The sequence below is a fragment of the Pseudoalteromonas sp. GCY genome, from assembly GCF_016695175.1.
Classification (GTDB): Bacteria; Pseudomonadota; Gammaproteobacteria; order Enterobacterales; family Alteromonadaceae; genus Pseudoalteromonas.
Map to the genome: position 1 here is coordinate 756340 of NZ_CP068023.1, position 19321 is coordinate 775660.

Genomic DNA, 19321 nt, shown 5'->3' on the forward strand with positions numbered 1-19321 from the left:
ATGATGACGATAGAAATACTTCCAGCTCGGTTAGCCAACCAAATCGCTGCCGGTGAGGTGGTGGAGCGACCAGCGTCCGTCGTGAAAGAGCTGGTGGAAAACAGTATTGATGCTGGTGCGACGCGCATTCAAATAGATATTGAGCGTGGAGGACACAAGCTTATTCGGATCCGTGATAACGGTATCGGTATTGTTAAAGATGAGCTGATGTTGGCGCTGTCTCGCCACGCGACAAGTAAACTGAAAAGCTTGGATGATCTGGAGTGTATTGCTTCGCTTGGCTTTCGAGGTGAGGCGCTGGCATCCATCAGTTCAGTATCGCGACTGACTCTGAGCTCTAAGCCTCAAGCGCAAGAAACAGCTTGGCAAGCTTTCGCCGAAGGGCGAGATATGGCTGTGCAGGTTCAACCTACCGCGCACCCAGACGGCACCACCATTGAAGTCAAAGATCTGTTTTTCAACACGCCTGCGCGCAGGAAATTTTTACGCACCGAAAAAACCGAGTTTAGTCATATAGATGAACTGGTTAAGCGCATTGCATTGAGCCGTTTTGATGTTGCCATCACGCTCACTCATAACCAAAAGGTGGTTCGCCAATATCGCCCACGCACTATTGAAAAAGGTGTTGAGCGAGTTGCGCAAGTTGGTGGTAAAGCATTCTTACAGCAAGCAAGCTTTATTGACTCAGGGCATGAGGGACTGAGGTTGTTCGGTTGGGTGTTACCTGCGGGGGTGAACAACGGCACACAATATACCTACGTAAATGGTCGTATGATGCGAGATAAGCTCATCTTGCATGCTATTCGCCAAGCATTTGATGAATCAATCGGGCATGAAGAGCTTCCCGGTTTTGTCATATATCTTGAGTTAGATCCGAGACAAGTTGACGTTAATGTCCATCCCGCGAAACACGAAGTTCGCTTTCATCAAGCGCGCTTGGTTCACGACTTTATTGTACAAGCAATAAAGCAGGTCGCGACGGAGCAAATTGATTTACCTTGTGCAAGCGAGACCGAGACTCAAGCCCCTGATATCGCATCGCCATTATTTATGCCCCAAGAACAGGTAGATGAAACCTATCATCAAAGTTATCGTTCAACCTTACAGCCCGAAACGCAAGCGCAGGCCTATTCGGCTTCAAGTGCCTTTAGCGAGCGCTCTGAGGCATCAAGAGCAGCCTCAGGTAGCGGTCGAAGTAATTATGGCGGTGCAACAGGTGGCGGCAAAAAGCAGGTGAATGTAAACCTGCTCTATCAAGGGCTATCACATCAACAGATGCAGCACTTCGATCAAATTGAAGAAGCTGCATTACCGTCAAGTGAAGTAAGTAGCGTCCCTGTATCCGCCAGTAAATCTAGCTGGATGTTGTTGCCGCAAGGTAAAGTCATGCTTGAGCAAGACAATCAGTTGTTGTTTGGTGATTGTAGGCAGGGGCTGTTGCCATATTGGCAAATGCAAATTGAGCAAGATGGCACATTGCAAGGCAAAGCGCTGCTGTTACCTGTGCGCATCAAGTTAGATAAAGCCGCGCTGGAAGCATTGCAGCAGCGTGAAACTTGGTTGGCAATTTTAGGGTTTGCGATTGAAATTTTTGATGGCCATATTTTAGTTAAAAAATTGCCAGTGTCGCTCTATAGTATAGATGTTGGTGAAATTTCTAAGCTGATGATGGAACCAAGCTCAGATGCTGAACTCCAAGATTGGTTACAGTGGCTAGAAGTCTCAACACCCAGTAGCTATTTCGATAGCCAGCATTTTGATTTAGTTAAAGAAAAATTACTTTCAAAAGCCTCATGTTTGGCTCGTATTCATAAAAGTGCGGTTACAATTGACGCCCAGAAGTTGGTCAGTTTTTTAAGTTCGCAGTAATTCGTGCCTAAGTAGGTATTAATTACCATGTACTATCAGCTATAATACGAGATTAGTGCAGTTTATTAGTAGGTTAGATGTGAACAAGTTACCTGTCATTACCCTAATGGGACCGACAGCAGCGGGCAAAACCGCGTTGGCCATAGAGTTATGCCAAGCGTTAAATACCGAAATCATCAGTGTAGACTCGGCGTTAGTGTACAAAGGGATGGATATCGGTACGGCAAAGCCGAGCGCACAAGAGCAAGCTCTGGCACCACATCACCTAATTGATATTATTGACCCTGCACAAAGCTATTCGGTTGCTGAGTTTCGTGCTGATGCTATTAAACTAATTGATGATTTTCATCAGCGTGGCAAGGTGCCAATTTTAGTGGGTGGCACGATGATGTACTTTAAAGGCTTGATTGAAGGCCTGTCGCCATTACCAGAGGCTAATGCCGAAATTAGAGCGGTATTGGAGCGCGAAGCCGAACAAAAGGGTTGGCCTGCGCTGCATCAACAGTTAAAAGAGATTGACCCAGAAGCTGCGGCTAAAATCAGCGAAAACGATTCGCAACGCATCAACCGCGCTTTGGAAGTTTATCGCATTAGCGGTGAAACGATGACTCAATTGCAGCAAAGCAAACAGGATGCATTGCCGTATCAGTTTCATCAATTTGCGATTGCGCCAAATGACCGAAAAGTCTTACATGAACGTATAGAGAAAAGATTTAAAATAATGTTGGATGAAGGCTTTAAAAATGAAGTTTTGGCCTTATATCAACGTAAAGATTTACACCCTGATTTGCCTTCTATTCGCTGTGTCGGATATCGGCAAATGTGGGAGTATTTAGCTGGCGAGTGCGATTATAACGAAATGGTTTTCAAAGGCGTCGCAGCGACCAGACAACTGGCGAAGCGGCAATTAACTTGGCTGAGGGGGTGGCAAGATGTGACTTGGCTTGACACCGATAGTCAAGAAAACTTGCAACGTGTTCTAACTTCGCTAAGCTAATAGTAGTTGTTAAATCAGCGTGTTCTGATTAAATCAACGACCTGACATAATAACACCTAAAACGAAGGATAAGAAAATGGCAAAAGGCCAATCTTTACAAGACCCATTTTTGAATGTCTTGCGTCGTGAGCGCATTCCTGTCTCAATTTTTTTAGTGAATGGCATTAAATTACAGGGCAAGATCCAGTCATTTGACCAATTTGTGATTTTGCTTGAAAACACAGTAAACCAGATGGTTTACAAACACGCCATCTCCACTGTGGTTCCAGCTCGTGCGGTTAACTTCCAAAATGCAACCGGAAGTGAAGCGGGCGACCAAGGTGAAGAAGGTAATTATTAATTCTTATTAGTAGGAGCTTAATGCTTGTTTGACCGTTATGAAGCCGGCGAACAGGCAGTCTTGGTTCATATAGAATTTCCTCACGAAGGAGATCGCGAAGATCTACGTGAATTGGAAATGCTAGTTTCTTCTGCTGGTGTTAGTAGTGTGGCGGTTGTGCAAGGCAGCCGTCAAGCACCACATGCAAAGTTGTTTGTCGGAACGGGTAAAGCTGAAGAAATTGCCGAGATTGTCAACATCCACAACGCAGATGTCATCATATTTAACCACCAACTCAGTCCCTCACAAGAGCGCAATTTAGAACGCGTTTGTAAGTGCCGAGTGTTAGATAGGACAACGCTGATCTTAGATATTTTCGCGCAAAGAGCCCGTACCCACGAAGGTAAATTGCAGGTTGAGCTTGCTCAGCTAAGGCATATCTCTACGCGCTTAATTCGAGGATGGACGCACTTAGAAAGGCAAAAAGGGGGGATCGGCTTACGTGGTCCTGGTGAAACCCAATTAGAAACCGATAGACGGTTACTAAGAGAGCGAATTAAGAGTATTCGCAAACGATTGGACAAAGTGGCCATTGTGCGTGAGCAAGGGCGTCGAGCGCGTAGTCGTAACGAGATCCCAACCGTTTCTCTGGTAGGCTACACCAATGCGGGTAAATCGACGCTGTTTAACAAAATTACGGATGCGGATGTATATGCTGCGGACCAATTGTTCGCAACGCTTGATCCTACGCTAAGAAAGATAGAAATCGATGATGTTGGGCCCGTTATCTTAGCAGATACAGTAGGTTTTATTCGTCATTTACCTCATGACTTGGTAGCAGCATTTAAGGCGACTTTGACAGAGACTCGTGAGGCGGATTTACAGCTTCATGTCATCGATGTTGCAGATCCGAGAAGAAAAGAAAACATAGAACAGGTACAATTGGTTCTAGAGGAAATTGAAGCCAATGACATTCCTCAACTTTTAGTCTACAACAAAATTGATCTAATGGACGAAGTTGCGCCTAGAATAGATAGGGACGATGAAGGAAAGCCGATCAGAGTGTGGTTAAGTGCCCACTCTGGAGAAGGGATTTCGTTGCTATTCGACGCCGTTAAAGAGTTGTTGGCAAAAACCGTTTTCACAGCTGAGCTTGCCGTACCTCCCGCGCTTGGGCGTTTACGAGGTGCGCTATTTGAGCTCAATGCCGTGGATGAAAAAGGCTACGACGAGCAAGGCAACTGGCTTGTTTCGGTAAGAATGCCAAAAATCGAATGGGAAAAGCTCAATAAGGAATTCGGGCGAAATCTCAATGATTTGGTCGTTGGTAGTTAAAAATCGTCAATTTCGAGCGTATTTTTATATGAGAGTCGCTCGAATTTTGTTAGATTTAACCTAATTCATTTAAATAACAATGGAGTATAGCTATGGCCTGGAACGAACCGGGTAATAATGGCAATGATAACGATCCGTGGAAAAACCGCGGAGGGCGGGATCAAGGCCCACCTGATCTAGATGAAGTATTCCGTAAATTTGGTAATAAATTCGGCGGTATTTTCGGCGGTAAGCCGGGGAAAGGTGGTAATGGCGGATTAGGCGGTGCTGGTTTCGTCTTTATACTTATTATCGCAGCCATCGTATGGGCACTAAGTGGTATTTACACTGTAAAAGAAGCTGAGCGCGGCATCGTGTTGCAATTTGGTAAATTTGACCGTATTGCTGAGCCGGGTCTGCGTTGGAAAGCCACGTTTATCGAGCGTGTTATTCCTGTAGATATTGAAGCGGTACGTTCATTGTCGGCGTCTGGCTTTATGCTTACGGAAGACGAAAACGTAGTAAGCGTTGAGTTTGAAGTGCAATATCGTGTTGTAGATCCAACGCTTTATCGTTTTAGTGTGACCGATGCTGACCACAGCTTACAACAAGCGCTAGACAGTGCTCTACGTTACGTTGTAGGTCATTCTCGCATGGATCAAGTGTTAACTACGGGTCGTGAAGTGGTTCGTCAGCGCACTTGGGAAGAGCTAAACAGTATTATCGAACCATACAATCTTGGTTTGATTGTTACAGACGTTAACTTTAAAGACTCGCGTCCTCCTTCAGAAGTAAAAGACGCATTTGATGATGCGATTGCTGCGCAAGAAGATGAAGAGCGCTTTATCCGTGAAGCAGAAGCTTATGCGAAAGAAATTGAACCGCGTGCGCGTGGTCAAGTGACTCGAATGACGCAAGAAGCAGAAGCTTATCGCGAACGTATTATCCTTGAATCTCGAGGTGAAGTGGAGCGCTTTGAAAAGTTACTGCCAGAATACCAAGCGGCGAAAGAAGTAACGCGTAAACGCTTATATATTGATGCGATGGAGCAAGTTTTAGGTCGAAGCTCAAAGGTATTGGTTGATGTTGAAGGTGGTAATAACATGTTGTATCTACCGCTTGATAAGATTATGCAATCACATAACAATGCTTCGTCACCAGTTCGTTTACCAAATCAAAGTGAAATAGAGCAACTTCGTCAAAGGATTGAAGGTAACCAGCAGCAAAATAGTTCTGTCAATTCAGGCGGTGATAGATTTAATCGCGACAGATTTGGTAACGGGAGATAATCAATATGAAGAATTTTAGTCTACTTCTATTAGTCACTGCCGTGATCATGTCTTTCTCAGGCATCTTTGTAGTAAACGAAGGTCAAAGAGCGATTGTATTGCTATTTAGCAAGGTACAAAAAGATGAGAATGGCGATGCGTTGGTATATGAACCTGGCCTTCACCTGAAAGTGCCTTTCTTTAGCCAAGTACGTAAATTAGATGCACGTATCCAAACACTTGATGGTCAACCTGATCGCTTTGTAACGAGCGAGAAAAAAGACTTAATTGTGGATTCGTATGTAAAGTGGCGCGTAAACGATTTTAGCTCTTATTACCTACGTGCGCGTGGCGATAAGCAATATGCTGAAACGCTACTAAAACAAAAGGTCAATAACGGTCTAAGAACAAACTTCGGTTCGCGTACTATCAAAGAGATAGTATCTGGTGAACGTAGCGAGCTAATGGAAGAAGCGTTAGTTCAAGCGTCTGAAAGTGCAACTGAGCTTGGGATTGAAGTACTTGATGTCCGTGTTAAGCAAATTAACCTACCTAACGAAGTAAGTAACTCAATCTACCAGCGTATGCGTGCGGAGCGTCAAGCTGTGGCAAAAGAGCACCGTTCTGAGGGCCAAGAGAAGGCGGAGACCATCCGTGCTAATGTTGACCGTCGAGTGACAGTCATGCTTGCAGATGCTGAGCGTAATGCTCGCGCAGTTCGTGGTCAAGGTGATGCAACGGCGGCAAACATTTACGCTAAAGCATATAATAAAGACCCTGAGTTTTTTGGGTTTGTTCGTTCGCTTGAAGCATATAAAAATACCTTTAAAGATAAGAATGACGTTATGGTGTTATCACCAGACAGCAAGTTCTTTGATTATATGAAGGATTCAAAAGCACAATAAGATGATGCTTTGGAGATGATTATAAAACCCCGCCAACCAGCGGGGTTTTTTGTTGGCGCGATATGGTCACAAACGTTAGACGATGAAACCCCACGAGTAGCAGCGCCTTTATTTCGCGAAGAAACACATCGTAGCAGCGGACTTTATGTCGCGAAGAAACACATCGTAGCAGCGACTTTAGGTCGCGAAAAAACACACCGTAGCAGCGACTTTAAGTCGCCAAGAAACACATCGTAGCAGCGGACTTTATGTCGCGAAGAAACACATCGTAGCAGCGACTTTAAGTCGCCAAGAAACACATCGTAGCAGCGACTTTATGGCGCGAAAAAACACATCGTAGCAGCGACTTTAAGTCGCCAAGAAACACATCGTAGCAGCGGACTTTATGTCGCGAAAAAACACACCGTAGCAGCGGACTTTATGTCGCGAAAAAACATGTCGTAGCAGCGCCTTTATGGCGCGAAAAAACACGCCGTAGCAGCGACTTTATGTCGCGAAAAAAAACATCGTAGCAGCGACTTTATGTCGCGAAGAAACACGCCGTAGCTGCGGACTTTATGTCGCGAAGAAACACGCCGTAGCAGCGACTTTATGTCGCGAAAAAATATATCGTAGCGGCGACTTTATGTCGCGAAAAAACACATCGTAGCAGCGGACTTTATGTCGCGAAAAACATCGTAGCAGCGACTTTATGTCGCGAAAAACATCGTAGCAGCGACTTTATGTCGCGACCAACAATAAAAAAGCGGCCAATAGGCCGCAGTTAGGAAGTGAATTGGTACTAATCTATTAAAATAACAAAACCTTTAAAACACGTACTTCACTGAAAGTTGCAGTCTGTCTAAATCACCTTCGAGGCCGCTTTCTGTTTCCCGAGTACCCATCTTATATTCAGCACCAAAGGTAAGTTTTTTCACGGGTGAATAAAGTAGGTTTGCGCTGTAACTCATACTTGATTTTGTCGGATCGCCAGTTACCGCTAGCAAATCGCTTTCGTTATCAGCATTAAAGAATGAGTATAAGAATGTTGAACGGAACTGATCATTCCAGCTATGTTGATAAGCAATAAAGCCCGACGTCGAGTCAATTGCATGTAACGAGTTACCGTCGTATACCGCACCATTAGCAATGTTTAGTCCTACGTAACGACCAAGCCCTTGACCTTGGGTCAGCATAAATTTCAAGTTATTGTCACCGAAATTAACACGACCAGATGCACTGACCCCAAATGAGCTTTCAGACTCATCAGCTCCACCGATTTTATAGGTAATTTGGCGCGCAAGTGCCGCTACCGCAATATGACCCCAATCAGCATTATGTGTGTAACGTGCTGTGAAATCAGGCATGCTAGCGTCGTCAGTGACGACACGGCCACTATCTGCAGTGGTAACTGTGCTTTCTGGGTTTTCAATAGAGAAAGACCAGTTTCCCGTGGTGTATTTTGCCATGGCTTGGCGCACGAAAACGGTGCCTTCAGCTGGGCCGACGAAATCTAAAGTCTCTGGTAGCGCACTAACATTTTGGAAGTTTGACCAAGCCTGACCGAACAAGAAGCCCTTGTAGCTCACAAAGGCTTGGCGAATACGAGGTGAGTAGGAGTTACTAACACGCTCATTGCCTCCAGATGTAGAAATAAAGTCTAGCTCGATTTTAGTCTTGATACTGCTGCCATCATCAAGCTTAGTATCGGTCCCGAAGCTAAAGCGAGATTGACGAGCGTGCATATCAAATACAGCGTCGCTATCTGAGTTAACCCCGACCGGAGTCGTACCAGGAACGTAAAAGTCTCGGCCGATATTTTGCGCACCCAGCGCGCCGTCAGAAAAGTCACTCCAAATGGCATCAAGCTTGATATAACCACCATAGTTAACTTTAGTATCGCCAATCTCAGCCGCAGTGGCAGGAAGAGCGCAGAGACTACTGATAGCAACTGCGAGCAGTTTTTTATTAATGTTATTCGTTGTCATAATCCAGTTCCTCAATAGCTGTGCTTTGCAGTTGGCAGCAGCCGATATTCATATTAATCATCACTAACTGTTGTTTAAGGTTGGTTTTTACTCAATTACCTATTGGTCTATTAGACTAAGGTGGCATACAGTAAATGAGCGGAGGATAACGCGATCATAACGTTTGAATTAGGTACAGCCGGTAAGTTGTATGAAACTTTTACGTTTGCAGCTGTTCTACAACTAAGGTCTAATACTTAAACACCCAAGGCTGGGTGATCCTTAGGAAAAGCGTGTCTAGCAGACCTAGACCTCTAAATATAATGGAGATGACTATGTCACAGAGCATTTATCCAGTTCCTGAAAAAATCAAGAACGCAGCATTAATCAACGACGAGCAATATCAAGAACTATATCAAAAGTCGGTTGATGACCCCGCAGAGTTTTGGAAAGAGCACGGTCAACGTTTAGATTGGTTCAAACCCTACAGTAAAGTTAAAAATACCTCATTTGATAAAGGCCATATCAATATTAAATGGTATGAAGACGGCGTACTAAATGCCTCTTATAACTGTATCGATAGACACCTCGAAAAGCGCGCCGATAAGGTTGCGTTGATTTGGGAAGGTGATAACCCAGAACAAACAGAAAATATTACCTACCAACAGCTACACGATGAAGTCGCAAAGCTTGCCAATGGTCTTAAAAGTTTAGGCGTTACAAAGGGTGACCGCGTCGCTATTTACATGCCGATGACTCCACAAGCAATTTATGCCATGCAGGCCTGTGCAAGAATTGGTGCTATCCATTCCGTTGTGTTTGGTGGCTTTTCACCTTCAGCGATTGCAGACCGTATCAAAGATTCTGGCGCCAAAGTTGTCATCACCTCAGATGAAGGTCGTCGCGGTGGTAATTGTGTGCCGCTTAAGGCAAATGTTGATGAAGCGGTAGCGCAAGCTGGCGTTACCACTATCGAGCATGTGATTGTACATCAATTAACAGGTGGCGATGTTGAATGGAATGCTCACGATGTATGGTGGCATGAATTAGTTGCTGATAAACCAGCCGAATGTGAACCTGAAATGATGAATGCGGAAGATCCGCTCTTTATTCTTTATACCTCGGGCTCTACCGGTCAGCCGAAAGGGGTAGTGCATACTACGGGTGGATACCTAGTGTATGCATCAATGACCCATGAGTATGTATTCGACCTTCAAGAAGATGATATTTACTGGTGTAGCGCGGATGTGGGTTGGATCACGGGTCATAGTTATATTGCTTATGGTCCACTTGTGAATGGTTGTACTCAAGTTGTATTCGAAGGCGTGCCAACTTATCCAACGTCTGGTCGCATGGGTGAAATCGTTGATAAACATGGTGTTACTATCCTTTATACTGCGCCTACCGCGATCCGTGCTTTGATGGCGAAAGGTGACGAGCCGACAGCAACTTCTAAGCGTGATAGTTTACGTATTTTGGGTTCGGTCGGTGAGCCAATTAATCCAGAGGCTTGGTCTTGGTATTATGAGCAAATTGGTAATAGTGATTGTCCTATCGTAGATACTTGGTGGCAAACCGAAACGGGCGGCATCATGATCACGCCACTACCTGGCGCTACTGCACTTAAGCCGGGTTCTGCGACCCGTCCATTCTTTGGTATTGCTCCTGCACTATTTGACGCGGAAGGTAATACGCTGACAGGCGCGACCGAAGGTAATCTGGTGATTTTGGATAGCTGGCCTTCACAAGCCCGTACGGTTTATGGCGACCATGAGCGCTTTGAACAAACGTACTTCTCGGCTTATCCGGGCGTTTATTTTACGGGCGATGGTTGTCGCCGTGATGAAGACGGTTACTACTGGATCACCGGTCGCGTGGATGATGTACTTAACGTTTCAGGTCACCGCCTCGGTACTGCTGAAATCGAAAGTGCGTTAGTCGCTCACGAAGCGGTTGCTGAGGCTGCTGTGGTAGGCTATCCACACGACATTAAAGGCCAAGGGATCTATGTCTATATCACGCCAAATGAAGGGGTTACGGTATCTGACGAGTTAACTAAAGAGGTGAGAAATTGGGTGCGTAAAGAGCTAAGCCCAATTGCAACCCCTGACATGATCCAATGGTCTCCAGGTTTACCTAAAACCCGTTCTGGTAAAATCATGCGCCGTATTTTGCGTAAGATTGCGGCCAACGAGTATCAACAGTTAGGGGATACTTCTACACTTGCCGATCCAAGTGTGGTTGATGAATTAATCGAGAATAGATTGAATCGTTAACTGAATAACTTGAATTGCGACCTAATATAAACATACTATAACGGCTGTTATCTTTACGATAACAGCCGATTTTTTAGGAGCATAGCATGTATCAGTTTTTAATCGCGGATGATCATCCTCTATTTCGAGAGGCGCTTAAGGGGGCTCTAAAAGCGCAGTTTGAAGGGTTAGAGGTATTCGAATCTGAAAACTTTGACACTACGCTCTCGGTCTTACAACAACAAGAAGAACTAGACCTACTCCTGCTCGATTTACATATGCCGGGCAATGGTGATTTATATGGACTAATTCGGATCCGTGAGGATCACCCAAGTCTTCCAGTTGTTGTGGTTTCGGGAAGCGAAGACCTTTCTATCATTTCTAAAGTGATGGGATACGGCGCGATGGGTTTTATCCCAAAAGCGGCGTCAGTAGAACAAATTACCGAAGCCATAGAGCAAGTGCTCGAAGGTGACACGTGGTTGCCTGAAGGCATGAAAGACAAAGTGGCTGAACTTGAAGGAGAAGACAAAGAGCTTGCCCAACAAGTGGCCTCGCTCACGCCGCAACAATATAAAGTGTTGCAATATTTACACGAAGGCTTGCTGAATAAGCAAATTGCCTATGAGCTAAATATTTCAGAGGCAACGGTGAAAGCACATATCACCGCTATCTTCAGAAAGTTGGGTGTCTATAATCGTACTCAAGCCGTACTGATTGCTTCAAAATTACAACTAGAACCTATCGAAGCGAGTGACTAATTTCGCATCATTGCTTGCAAGGTGTTTACCTTGCAAGCAGCACTGCTCTAGCTTAACTCTTTAAACGCCTGACTTAGTCCTTCTATTGTTAGCGGATACATTCGATTTTGCATTAATTGATTTATTAGCTCTATCGAATGGTAATAAGACCAATAGCTTTGCGGCTGAGGGTTAAGCCAAGCCACCTTACTAAAGTGATTGGTTAAACGATTCAGCCAAGTAGCTCCTGGTTCTTGATTCCAATGCTCTACGCTACCGCCGGGGTAGGTGATTTCATAGGGGCCCATTGTCGCGTCACCAACAAATATTAGTCGATAGTCTGAGCCGTAACGGTTAATTAGCTGATAAGTATCAAGCAATTCGCTGTCACGACGATTATTATCGTGCCAAACATGTTCGTACACGCAATTATGAAAGTAAAAAAACTCAAGGTGCTTAAATTCACTGTGTGCGGCACTGAATAGTTGTTCGCAAAGCTGGATATGGTCATCCATAGAGCCGCCAATATCAAACAGCATCAATACCTTCACTGAGTTATGTCGCTCAGGAGCCATTTTCACATCCAACATGCCGCCTTGTCTTGCGGTAGCGCGAATAGTTTCATTAAGGTCGAGCTGATCACTTGCTCCGCTGCGCGCAAATTTACGCAATTGCTTGAGTGCAAGCTTAATATTGCGGCTACTGATGTCGGTATTACTGTCGAGATTGCGATACTGCCGTTTATCCCATACTTTTACTGCTCTGCGATGACGGTTTCCATCTTGGCCAATGCGGATCCCTTCAGGATTATAGCCGTAAGCGCCAAAAGGCGAAGTGCCACCTGTACCAACCCATTTATTACCGCCTGCGTGACGTTTTTGTTGCTCTGCCAAGCGTGCTTTTAACGTTTCAAGGAGCTTGTCGAGTCCACCCATGGCGTTCAATTTGGCTTTTTCTTCTTCCGACAGCGATTTTTCAAACTCTTTACGCAGCCAATCCTCTGGAAGTTGCTGCTGTTGAAGTTGTGAGAAGAGGTCTATTGACTCTATCCCCTCAAAATAATCAGCAAACGCACGGTCGAATTTATCAAACAAGGTTTCATCTTTCACGAAGATGGTTTTTGCCAAAAAGTAAAAGCCGTCCAGATCGGCAAAGCAAACTTCTTTATCCAGCGCCTCTAAACAGTCTAGTAATTCGCGTAGGCTCGCTTTGATACCGTAACGCCTAAGGGTGAGTACAAAATCAATGAGCATGATCAGCGGCGGCTCATAAAGGCGAGTTTCTCAACCAAAGAAACATCTTGCTCGTTTTTAAGTAGCGCACCAAATAACGGCATTAGGCCACCTTGGTTAGATTTGTCATGCAACGCGTCAGGGGAAATATCTTCCGCTAATAATAGTTTTAGCCAGTCGAGTAGCTCACTCGTGCTTGGCTTTTTCTTTAGGTTTGGTGTGTCGCGTAATTGGAAAAAGCTTTCGAGTGCTCGTTGCACTAAATTCGCTTTAATATGCGGAAAATGCACGTCTACTATTTGCTGCATCTCTTCTTTGCTCGGAAAGTCGATGTAGTGGAAAAAGCAGCGGCGTAAAAAGGCATCTGGTAGCTCTTTTTCATTGTTTGAAGTGATAATCACTATGGGGCGAACTTTGGCTTTTACTTGCTCGTTAGTTTCGTAGACATGAAACTCCATTTTATCGAGCTCTAACAGTAGATCATTGGGAAACTCAATATCGGCTTTGTCGATTTCATCAATCAGCAGAACGGGGCGCTTTGTGGCGGTAAACGCCTGCCACAGCTTACCTTTGATGATGTAATTGCCAACGTCATTAACGCGAGGATCGCCAAGTTGACTGTCGCGTAAACGCGAGACCGCATCGTATTCGTAAAGCCCTTGCTGGGCTTTGGTTGTTGACTTTATATGCCATTGGATTAGTTCGGTATCTAAACTTTTTGCCAGTTCTTCGGCGAGTAAGGTCTTGCCTGTACCAGGTTCACCTTTAATTAGGAGTGGTTTTTCTAAAACGATGGCCGCATTCACGGCCTGTTGTAGAGCAGAGGTAGCAATATATTGATCAGTACCTTTAAACATAATTCAACTTCTTGTGGTCAGATGAGATAGGCTCATCTTGCCACAATCAGCTTTTCGCTGCCAACCCTGCTTCGGTTTCGATTAAGGTGAAGCGAGGCACCGCTTCGCCTTCGACCATAACGTCTTCTAAAAACATTTCAAGTGGTCGAACCCAAAAACTCATATCTCCATATAGGGTTTGATAAACCACTTGCTTCTCTTGCGTTTCACTGTGCGTTGCCAAGGCATGCACTCGATATAGTTTTCCTTTGTAGTGGCGGTAAATTCCAGGTGTGATATCCACTAATTCAAGCTCCAAAAAATAAAAGCCGTACGTGACGGACTGAAATGTTATAATCCGTGCCATTAAGACTGAAGGTGTTTAAAGATGAATTATATTGCGCTGGACGATTATAAGAAAGCTTGGGTTTTCAAACATAAAGATCTTCCAATCGAAGAATCTGACCTGGCATTGATAAAACCAATGTCAGCGGCGCGCGCTGCGGTGCTTTGGAGCACTATGGTAAGCAACGAAAAAGATCACCCTGATTTCTTTGATAAAACAGACTGGGTTGGTAAAGCGGAATCATGGCAAGAAACCCTCAATTGGGAGCAGCCGTGGGAAGCAGGAGAAGCATTTCCTGCAACTATCGAGCAATTTCTTGATTGGCAAGCCAATACCACCGTGTATTTTTGTCTCTCTCGAGATGATGTAATCGAGACCCGCTTTGACGTGTTTAAGCGATGTTGGCAGAACTTTATGTTTTTGACTGACGGTAGTTTCTTAATAGGAAAAAAACGTAGTTCGGTAGTACAATTTATGGCTGAGGGGCAAGCAAAATTAGGAACCAAGCCGTAAGCAAGTACAGCAGAGCAGTTTGCTTTGATTTGAAACATGGCTAGTGTATAAAGGATGTAAACCAGTCTACTAAAGTAGATTGCATTGACGGGAGGCGTTTTGGAGCAACAGCAAAATACAATCTGGTATGACGAAGCATCTCGCCTTGTATTTGCCGAGCTTGTAAACGTATTTTATGCCAGAGAGTTGCCGAAACTTGCTGAACTCTCCGATCATACTCGCCTTCAGCGTTTGTTAAACAGCCTGCCGTATTATGTTGAGCGCGCGGCCACACATATTATTCATGGTGATGTCCCGCTTGAGCTAGATAGTTTCAATGGATGTTGGTTAGCAAAGCAAAAATCACAGCCTAAATGTGATGACGCTGCCAACGCAGCATTTTTTACCACTAAGGTCAAAGTGGGGCTGGTGGTTCCTGTGCTATACGCAGAACCGACGGGGACAACGGTTAGGCTCGACAGTGTCGACCAAGTGGGTGAGGCTGACAAATTGCACTGCAACCAATTTGGCTGGTTTAGTGTTAATGGCAATAGCTTACAAGTAAGTGATGAAGCGTGTGTACAACTGCTAAAACCGACGAAAGCGTTAATGACAGCGGCTTGTTGTGGTCATACTTGGTATTTTGGCAAAGCGGTAGTACCACGAAGGCTGACGCTGAGAGAAATGTTACTTGCCAGTTCAATTAATTGGCCACAAGTACAAAAAACAAAAATGAGTCAGTGATCCTAATCGACTCAAAAAACAGAAGTTTGGATTAAGCAATGCGATTTTTTCAGTTAGCGCTGTTGGTTTTAGCGCTATTTATTCAGTACAGACTTTGGTTCGGCCACAATGGCGTGGAGGACTACACTCGGATAAAATCCGTGGTTAAATCGCACCAAGAAACCAATGCTAACCTCAGTAAACGAAATAAATTATTAAAAGCGGATATCGAAGATTTAAAACTCGGCCTTGAAGGGGTTGAGGAGCGTGCTCGTCATGAGCTTGGCATGATTAAGCCCGGCGAAACTTTTATCCGTGTATTACCGAAAGTACCTCATGAAAAGAAACGATAAACTTGCAGTCGTCATCCCCGCAGCTGGGGTTGGCAGTCGTATGCAGGCGCAGATGCCTAAACAATATATTCCACTATTAGGTAAACCGATTTTAGTACACACACTGGAAAAACTAGCCGGGCTTGAGTGCGTCGATCAATTTATGGTCGCCGTTTCCAAAGAAGATGGATATTTTTCATCGGCGTTACTACCTGATAGCCGTTTTAGCCATTGTGAAGGTGGACAAGAACGTGCCGACTCCGTTTTATTGGCGCTAAAAGCGTTAGCACCAAGTCGCCCTGACTGGGTGTTAGTTCATGATGCAGCTCGACCTTTAGTTGCGCTGGACGATATTCATCAGCTGATTTCACAATGTATAAACCAACAGCAAGGTGGCATACTGGCTGCCAAGGTTAAAGATACCATTAAACGCGGTGCGGAGTTGGTACAGGAAACCGTACCTAGGGCGTCGTTATGGCAGGCTTTTACGCCTCAAATGTTTAGGTATGAAGAGTTATTGGCTGCGCTGGAGCTTGGGCTTTCTCAAGGTGCAAATATCACAGATGAAGCATCAGCAATGGAATTACAAAATCAGCCAGTCCAACTCATTGCCGCGCGTACGGATAACATTAAGATCACGACGCCGGAGGATTTACCTCTGGCGGAGTTTATAATTCAACAACAAGGTAAACAGCATGATTAGAATTGGCCACGGATTTGATGTTCATAAATTTGGTGGAGCTGGCCCATTGACGATTTGTGGGGAAAAAATTTCTTACGAACAGGGCTTTATTGCTCATTCCGATGGTGATGTGGCAATTCATGCATTGTGTGATGCCTTGTTGGGAGCGCTTGCGCTGGGAGATATTGGTAAGCACTTTCCTGATACCGCGAGTGAATTTGAAAATATCGACAGTCGTATTTTATTACGCCGCGTGATGGAACAAGTGAAAGCGCTTGGCTATCAAATAGGCAATATCGATGTCACGATTGTCGCACAAGCACCAAAGATGCGACCACATATTGATGCGATGCGCACTAACCTTGCTGCGGACTGTGAAGCGCAGCTAGACCAAGTTAATGTTAAAGCAACTACCACTGAAAAACTTGGTTTTGAAGGACGTAAAGAAGGGATCTCAAGCCATGCTGTGGTGCTATTGGTAAAAGCATGAAGACACTCAATTATCTTTATGGCAAACCGTTATCTGACGGCGATTATAAGTCACAACCAGAAGACTTTAGAGTCGAAGAAATTTTAGATATTCCTTTTACTGGCGAAGGTGAGCACGTTTGCTTGCAGATAGTTAAAAAGGGAGAAAACACAGCATTTGTCGCTAAAAAGCTTGCAGAATTTGCCCAAATTTCACCGCGAGATGTCAGCTATGCAGGAATTAAAGACAGGCACGGAGTATGTACGCAGTGGTTTAGTGTGCCGGTGCCAATTAAAAAGTCGGTAGACTTTAGTGCATTAAATAGTGACTCTATTTTTGTGGTGCAACAAATACGGCACAATCGAAAGTTAAAAACAGGTTGTCATAAGGGTAATCGTTTTGCCATTACCCTCAGAAACGTGACTGCTCCACTTGATATTCTGTCGCGTATTAATGCTGTACGCCAAGGGGTTCCGAACTATTTTGGAGAACAACGTTTTGGTCATGATGGCCACAACTTAGCCATGGCAGATAGGCTATTTGACGGTGAAAAGATCCGCGATAAAAAGCTCAGAGGGCTGGTGCTTTCAGCCGCTCGCTCTCATCTGTTCAACGAAGTCGTCAGTCGCCGCGTGGCAGAGCATGGCTTGGCAACGACTTGGCACCGTGAAATCTTTTTACTGAGCGGTAGTAACGCCTTTTTTGACTCAGAGATTGATTGCGAACTCATCGAGCGGTTACTGAATGGCGACATTTTGCTTTCGGCGCCATTGGTTGGTAAAGGTGAAAAGGGCTTGTTGCCGCAAGAGCGTGAATGGTTGGCACCTTTCGCTAAATGGCACGAAGGATTGGCAGAATTTGGGATGAAAAATGAGCGTAGAGCGCTTAGATTAATACCCGAAGCGCTTAAGGTGAGTATGGCTGACGACACTACGCTAACTCTTGAATTCAGTTTACCAAAAGGAACTTTTGCCACGGCGCTGCTCAGAGAGCTTGTTAACCATAAAGATGCCAGTAAAAAGTTTAATAAACATGAAGAGTCGATACAGCAGTGAGATACTCATTGTCTAACAAGAAAAAGAGGTGAAAAATGAAGATCCTATTGAGTAATGACGATGGTGTTCACGCCAAGGGCATTGCTATCTTGTATCAAGCGTTATCACAAATCGCGGACGTAACCGTCATTGGTCCAGACAGAAATTGTAGCGGTGCGAGTAACTCGTTAACCTTATTAAACCCACTCAGAGCGACTACGCTAGATAATGGTTTTATCTCCGTAAATGGCACGCCAACCGACTGTGTTCACCTTGGAGTGAACAAACTGATGGATGAACTGCCGGATTTAGTCGTTGCAGGGATCAACAATGGCGCTAACCTTGGCGATGATACGCTGTACTCAGGTACTGTTGCGGCGGCTACTGAAGGTCGACATGTAGGCTTACCTGCGATTGCCGTTTCTCTTTGCTCTAAAAATGAAGCTCATTATGAAACTGCAGCACATGTCACTGTAGAGATCATTAAAAAGCTTGCAAACCACCCGCTACCAAAAGACCAAATCATTAATATCAACGTCCCTGATATTCCATTAAGTGACTTAAAAGGGATAAAAGTAACTCGATTAGGCTCACGTCATAAAGCGGACACCATGACCGAACAAATAGACCCGTGGGGCCGAAGTGTGTACTGGTATGGCACCTTAGGTCATGAAAGTGACGCTGGTGAAGGCACGGATTTTCATGCTGTAAACAACGGTTATGCCGCTATCACACCGCTCAAGGTTGATATGACGGCGTTCGAGAGCTTAGATGCTGTGGCGAGCTGGTTATCTTAAGAGGCGTATGTGCTGAGTAATTATCAGGGCAGCGCCAATGCGCTAGTGGAACTGCTAAAACAGCAAGGCGTAGAAGATGAAGTGGTACTCAGTGCCATCGCTAACACGCCTAGGCATTTGTTTGTCGATGAAGTGCTTAAACACAAATCATATGAAAATACAGCACTTCCTATTGGTCAAGGGCAAACGATATCACAACCTTTTATCGTCGCAAAAATGACAGAAGTGTTAAAGCAAGTGGGTGTTAAAGGGCGTATTTTGGAAGTGGGTACGGGCTCTGGTTATCAGACCGCCATACTGGCGCAAGTGTTTGAGCAGGTCTTTAGCATTGAACGGATCAAGTCGCTGCAGTGGCAAGCGCGCAGAAGGCTGCATTTGCTGGATTTATATAATGTGACGATGAAACACGGTGACGGTTGGAAAGGCTGGGCTTCAAAGGCGCCCTTTACAGGGATCATCGTCACTGCCGCGGCACAATCTGTTCCAGATGAGTTGTTGGCGCAACTAGAAGACGGCGGCGCCATGGTCATTCCCATCGGGGTTGAAGCGCAAACACTCACCTTGTTTGTCAAACAGGGCGAGCAGTTTATTCGCCACGCCCTAGCACCTGTACGCTTTGTGCCTTTAGTCGCTGGCGAAGTTGGTTAACTTGTAGGCTTTAAAAACAACTCCATAAAATATAACTATTTTTTCCAGTAGAATGTGAAAACCAAGCAAAATTAAGTTAGATTGATATGATAGTCGTTGATAGTAGCACTGGAAAAT

General features: G+C 44.9%; 21 protein-coding genes. 17 read left to right on the forward strand and 4 right to left on the reverse strand.

The features are described 5' to 3' along the window. The first annotated feature begins 3 nt into the window (after positions 1-3). The 7 genes from mutL to JJQ94_RS08480 all read left to right on the forward strand — a co-directional run bounded on the left by mutL (position 4) and on the right by JJQ94_RS08480 (position 6909). Complete coding sequence (mutL, locus tag JJQ94_RS08450) at positions 4-1869, forward strand: DNA mismatch repair endonuclease MutL (RefSeq protein WP_236596622.1); 1866 nt, start codon at positions 4-6, stop codon at positions 1867-1869. A gap of 106 nt (positions 1870-1975) precedes the next feature. Next, positions 1976-2866, forward strand: coding sequence for a tRNA (adenosine(37)-N6)-dimethylallyltransferase MiaA (gene miaA / locus JJQ94_RS08455; RefSeq protein ID WP_216360648.1), 891 nt, complete (start codon positions 1976-1978; stop codon positions 2864-2866). Positions 2867-2942: 76 nt separating this feature from the next. Beyond that, positions 2943-3206, forward strand: a complete 264-nt coding sequence (hfq, locus tag JJQ94_RS08460; RefSeq protein ID WP_010377383.1) for an RNA chaperone Hfq — start codon at positions 2943-2945, stop codon at positions 3204-3206. A gap of 24 nt (positions 3207-3230) precedes the next feature. Continuing rightward, positions 3231-4520: a ribosome rescue GTPase HflX gene (gene hflX, locus JJQ94_RS08465; RefSeq protein WP_088531519.1), complete on the forward strand. Its 1290-nt coding sequence runs from the start codon at positions 3231-3233 to the stop codon at positions 4518-4520. Between the two features lie 92 nt (positions 4521-4612). Continuing rightward, complete coding sequence (gene hflK, locus JJQ94_RS08470; protein WP_099030575.1) at positions 4613-5788, forward strand: FtsH protease activity modulator HflK; 1176 nt, start codon at positions 4613-4615, stop codon at positions 5786-5788. 5 nt (positions 5789-5793) lie between these two features. Further along, a complete protein-coding gene (gene hflC / locus JJQ94_RS08475) occupies positions 5794-6672 on the forward strand; it encodes a protease modulator HflC (protein ID WP_099030576.1) in 879 nt (292 codons plus the stop codon). A gap of 15 nt (positions 6673-6687) precedes the next feature. Beyond that, entirely contained in the window at positions 6688-6909 is a 222-nt protein-coding gene (locus tag JJQ94_RS08480; protein WP_099030577.1) for a hypothetical protein, read from the forward strand. A gap of 569 nt (positions 6910-7478) precedes the next feature. On the opposite strand, the gene JJQ94_RS08485 is transcribed toward JJQ94_RS08480, so the two are convergent. Then, positions 7479-8639, reverse strand: a complete 1161-nt coding sequence (locus JJQ94_RS08485; protein ID WP_099030578.1) for a DcaP family trimeric outer membrane transporter — start codon at positions 8637-8639, stop codon at positions 7479-7481. Between the two features lie 314 nt (positions 8640-8953). Between JJQ94_RS08485 and acs the strand changes: the two genes are divergently transcribed. Both acs and JJQ94_RS08495 read left to right on the forward strand, forming a co-directional pair. Further along, entirely contained in the window at positions 8954-10894 is a 1941-nt protein-coding gene (gene acs / locus JJQ94_RS08490) for an acetate--CoA ligase (protein ID WP_099030579.1), read from the forward strand. An 86-nt stretch (positions 10895-10980) separates the two neighbouring features. Continuing rightward, positions 10981-11634: a response regulator transcription factor gene (locus tag JJQ94_RS08495; protein WP_010605647.1), complete on the forward strand. Its 654-nt coding sequence runs from the start codon at positions 10981-10983 to the stop codon at positions 11632-11634. A 47-nt stretch (positions 11635-11681) separates the two neighbouring features. On the opposite strand, the gene JJQ94_RS08500 is transcribed toward JJQ94_RS08495, so the two are convergent. The 3 genes from JJQ94_RS08500 to JJQ94_RS08510 are packed head-to-tail and all read right to left on the reverse strand — an operon-like array spanning position 11682 to position 13985. Further along, entirely contained in the window at positions 11682-12866 is a 1185-nt protein-coding gene (locus JJQ94_RS08500; RefSeq protein ID WP_099030580.1) for a vWA domain-containing protein, read from the reverse strand. Between the two features lie 2 nt (positions 12867-12868). Next, entirely contained in the window at positions 12869-13705 is an 837-nt protein-coding gene (locus JJQ94_RS08505; RefSeq protein ID WP_026000904.1) for an AAA family ATPase, read from the reverse strand. Between the two features lie 43 nt (positions 13706-13748). After that, entirely contained in the window at positions 13749-13985 is a 237-nt protein-coding gene (locus JJQ94_RS08510) for a DUF1653 domain-containing protein (RefSeq protein ID WP_010377401.1), read from the reverse strand. Between the two features lie 84 nt (positions 13986-14069). Between JJQ94_RS08510 and JJQ94_RS08515 the strand changes: the two genes are divergently transcribed. The 8 genes from JJQ94_RS08515 (at position 14070) to JJQ94_RS08550 (ending at position 19204) form a co-directional block, all read left to right on the forward strand. Next, a complete protein-coding gene (locus JJQ94_RS08515) occupies positions 14070-14540 on the forward strand; it encodes a DUF2947 domain-containing protein (protein ID WP_099030581.1) in 471 nt (156 codons plus the stop codon). 84 nt (positions 14541-14624) lie between these two features. After that, entirely contained in the window at positions 14625-15263 is a 639-nt protein-coding gene (locus JJQ94_RS08520; RefSeq protein WP_172439944.1) for a hypothetical protein, read from the forward strand. Between the two features lie 38 nt (positions 15264-15301). After that, positions 15302-15595, forward strand: coding sequence for a cell division protein FtsB (gene ftsB, locus JJQ94_RS08525; protein ID WP_010605642.1), 294 nt, complete (start codon positions 15302-15304; stop codon positions 15593-15595). Then, complete coding sequence (ispD, locus tag JJQ94_RS08530; RefSeq protein ID WP_099030582.1) at positions 15579-16277, forward strand: 2-C-methyl-D-erythritol 4-phosphate cytidylyltransferase; 699 nt, start codon at positions 15579-15581, stop codon at positions 16275-16277. Before ftsB ends, ispD begins: the two co-directional genes overlap by 17 nt. Continuing rightward, on the forward strand, positions 16270-16746 hold the full coding sequence (gene ispF / locus JJQ94_RS08535) for a 2-C-methyl-D-erythritol 2,4-cyclodiphosphate synthase (RefSeq protein ID WP_099030583.1): 477 nt from the start codon (positions 16270-16272) through the stop codon (positions 16744-16746). Before ispD ends, ispF begins: the two co-directional genes overlap by 8 nt. After that, entirely contained in the window at positions 16743-17780 is a 1038-nt protein-coding gene (gene truD, locus JJQ94_RS08540; RefSeq protein WP_099030584.1) for a tRNA pseudouridine(13) synthase TruD, read from the forward strand. Before ispF ends, truD begins: the two co-directional genes overlap by 4 nt. A gap of 35 nt (positions 17781-17815) precedes the next feature. Then, positions 17816-18556 (forward strand): 5'/3'-nucleotidase SurE, encoded by a 741-nt coding sequence (surE, locus tag JJQ94_RS08545; RefSeq protein WP_099030585.1) that lies wholly within the window; start codon positions 17816-17818, stop codon positions 18554-18556. A 9-nt stretch (positions 18557-18565) separates the two neighbouring features. Then, entirely contained in the window at positions 18566-19204 is a 639-nt protein-coding gene (locus tag JJQ94_RS08550) for a protein-L-isoaspartate(D-aspartate) O-methyltransferase (RefSeq protein ID WP_099030586.1), read from the forward strand. Positions 19205-19321 lie beyond the last annotated feature (117 nt).

Bases quoted from the DNA above. Each gene is read 5' to 3' on its own strand.
- mutL (WP_236596622.1), top strand. From the start codon at position 4: ATGACGATAGAAATACTTCCAGCTCGGTTAGCCAACCAAATCGCTGCC.
- miaA (WP_216360648.1), top strand. From the start codon at position 1,976: ATGGGACCGACAGCAGCGGGCAAAACCGCGTTGGCCATAGAGTTATGC.
- hfq (WP_010377383.1), top strand. From the start codon at position 2,943: ATGGCAAAAGGCCAATCTTTACAAGACCCATTTTTGAATGTCTTGCGT.
- hflK (WP_099030575.1), top strand. From the start codon at position 4,613: ATGGCCTGGAACGAACCGGGTAATAATGGCAATGATAACGATCCGTGG.
- hflC (WP_099030576.1), top strand. From the start codon at position 5,794: ATGAAGAATTTTAGTCTACTTCTATTAGTCACTGCCGTGATCATGTCT.
- JJQ94_RS08480 (WP_099030577.1), top strand. From the start codon at position 6,688: ATGATTATAAAACCCCGCCAACCAGCGGGGTTTTTTGTTGGCGCGATA.
- JJQ94_RS08485 (WP_099030578.1), bottom strand. From the start codon at position 8,639: ATGACAACGAATAACATTAATAAAAAACTGCTCGCAGTTGCTATCAGT.
- acs (WP_099030579.1), top strand. From the start codon at position 8,954: ATGTCACAGAGCATTTATCCAGTTCCTGAAAAAATCAAGAACGCAGCA.
- JJQ94_RS08495 (WP_010605647.1), top strand. From the start codon at position 10,981: ATGTATCAGTTTTTAATCGCGGATGATCATCCTCTATTTCGAGAGGCG.
- JJQ94_RS08500 (WP_099030580.1), bottom strand. From the start codon at position 12,866: ATGCTCATTGATTTTGTACTCACCCTTAGGCGTTACGGTATCAAAGCG.
- JJQ94_RS08515 (WP_099030581.1), top strand. From the start codon at position 14,070: ATGAATTATATTGCGCTGGACGATTATAAGAAAGCTTGGGTTTTCAAA.
- ftsB (WP_010605642.1), top strand. From the start codon at position 15,302: ATGCGATTTTTTCAGTTAGCGCTGTTGGTTTTAGCGCTATTTATTCAG.
- ispD (WP_099030582.1), top strand. From the start codon at position 15,579: ATGAAAAGAAACGATAAACTTGCAGTCGTCATCCCCGCAGCTGGGGTT.
- ispF (WP_099030583.1), top strand. From the start codon at position 16,270: ATGATTAGAATTGGCCACGGATTTGATGTTCATAAATTTGGTGGAGCT.
- truD (WP_099030584.1), top strand. From the start codon at position 16,743: ATGAAGACACTCAATTATCTTTATGGCAAACCGTTATCTGACGGCGAT.
- surE (WP_099030585.1), top strand. From the start codon at position 17,816: ATGAAGATCCTATTGAGTAATGACGATGGTGTTCACGCCAAGGGCATT.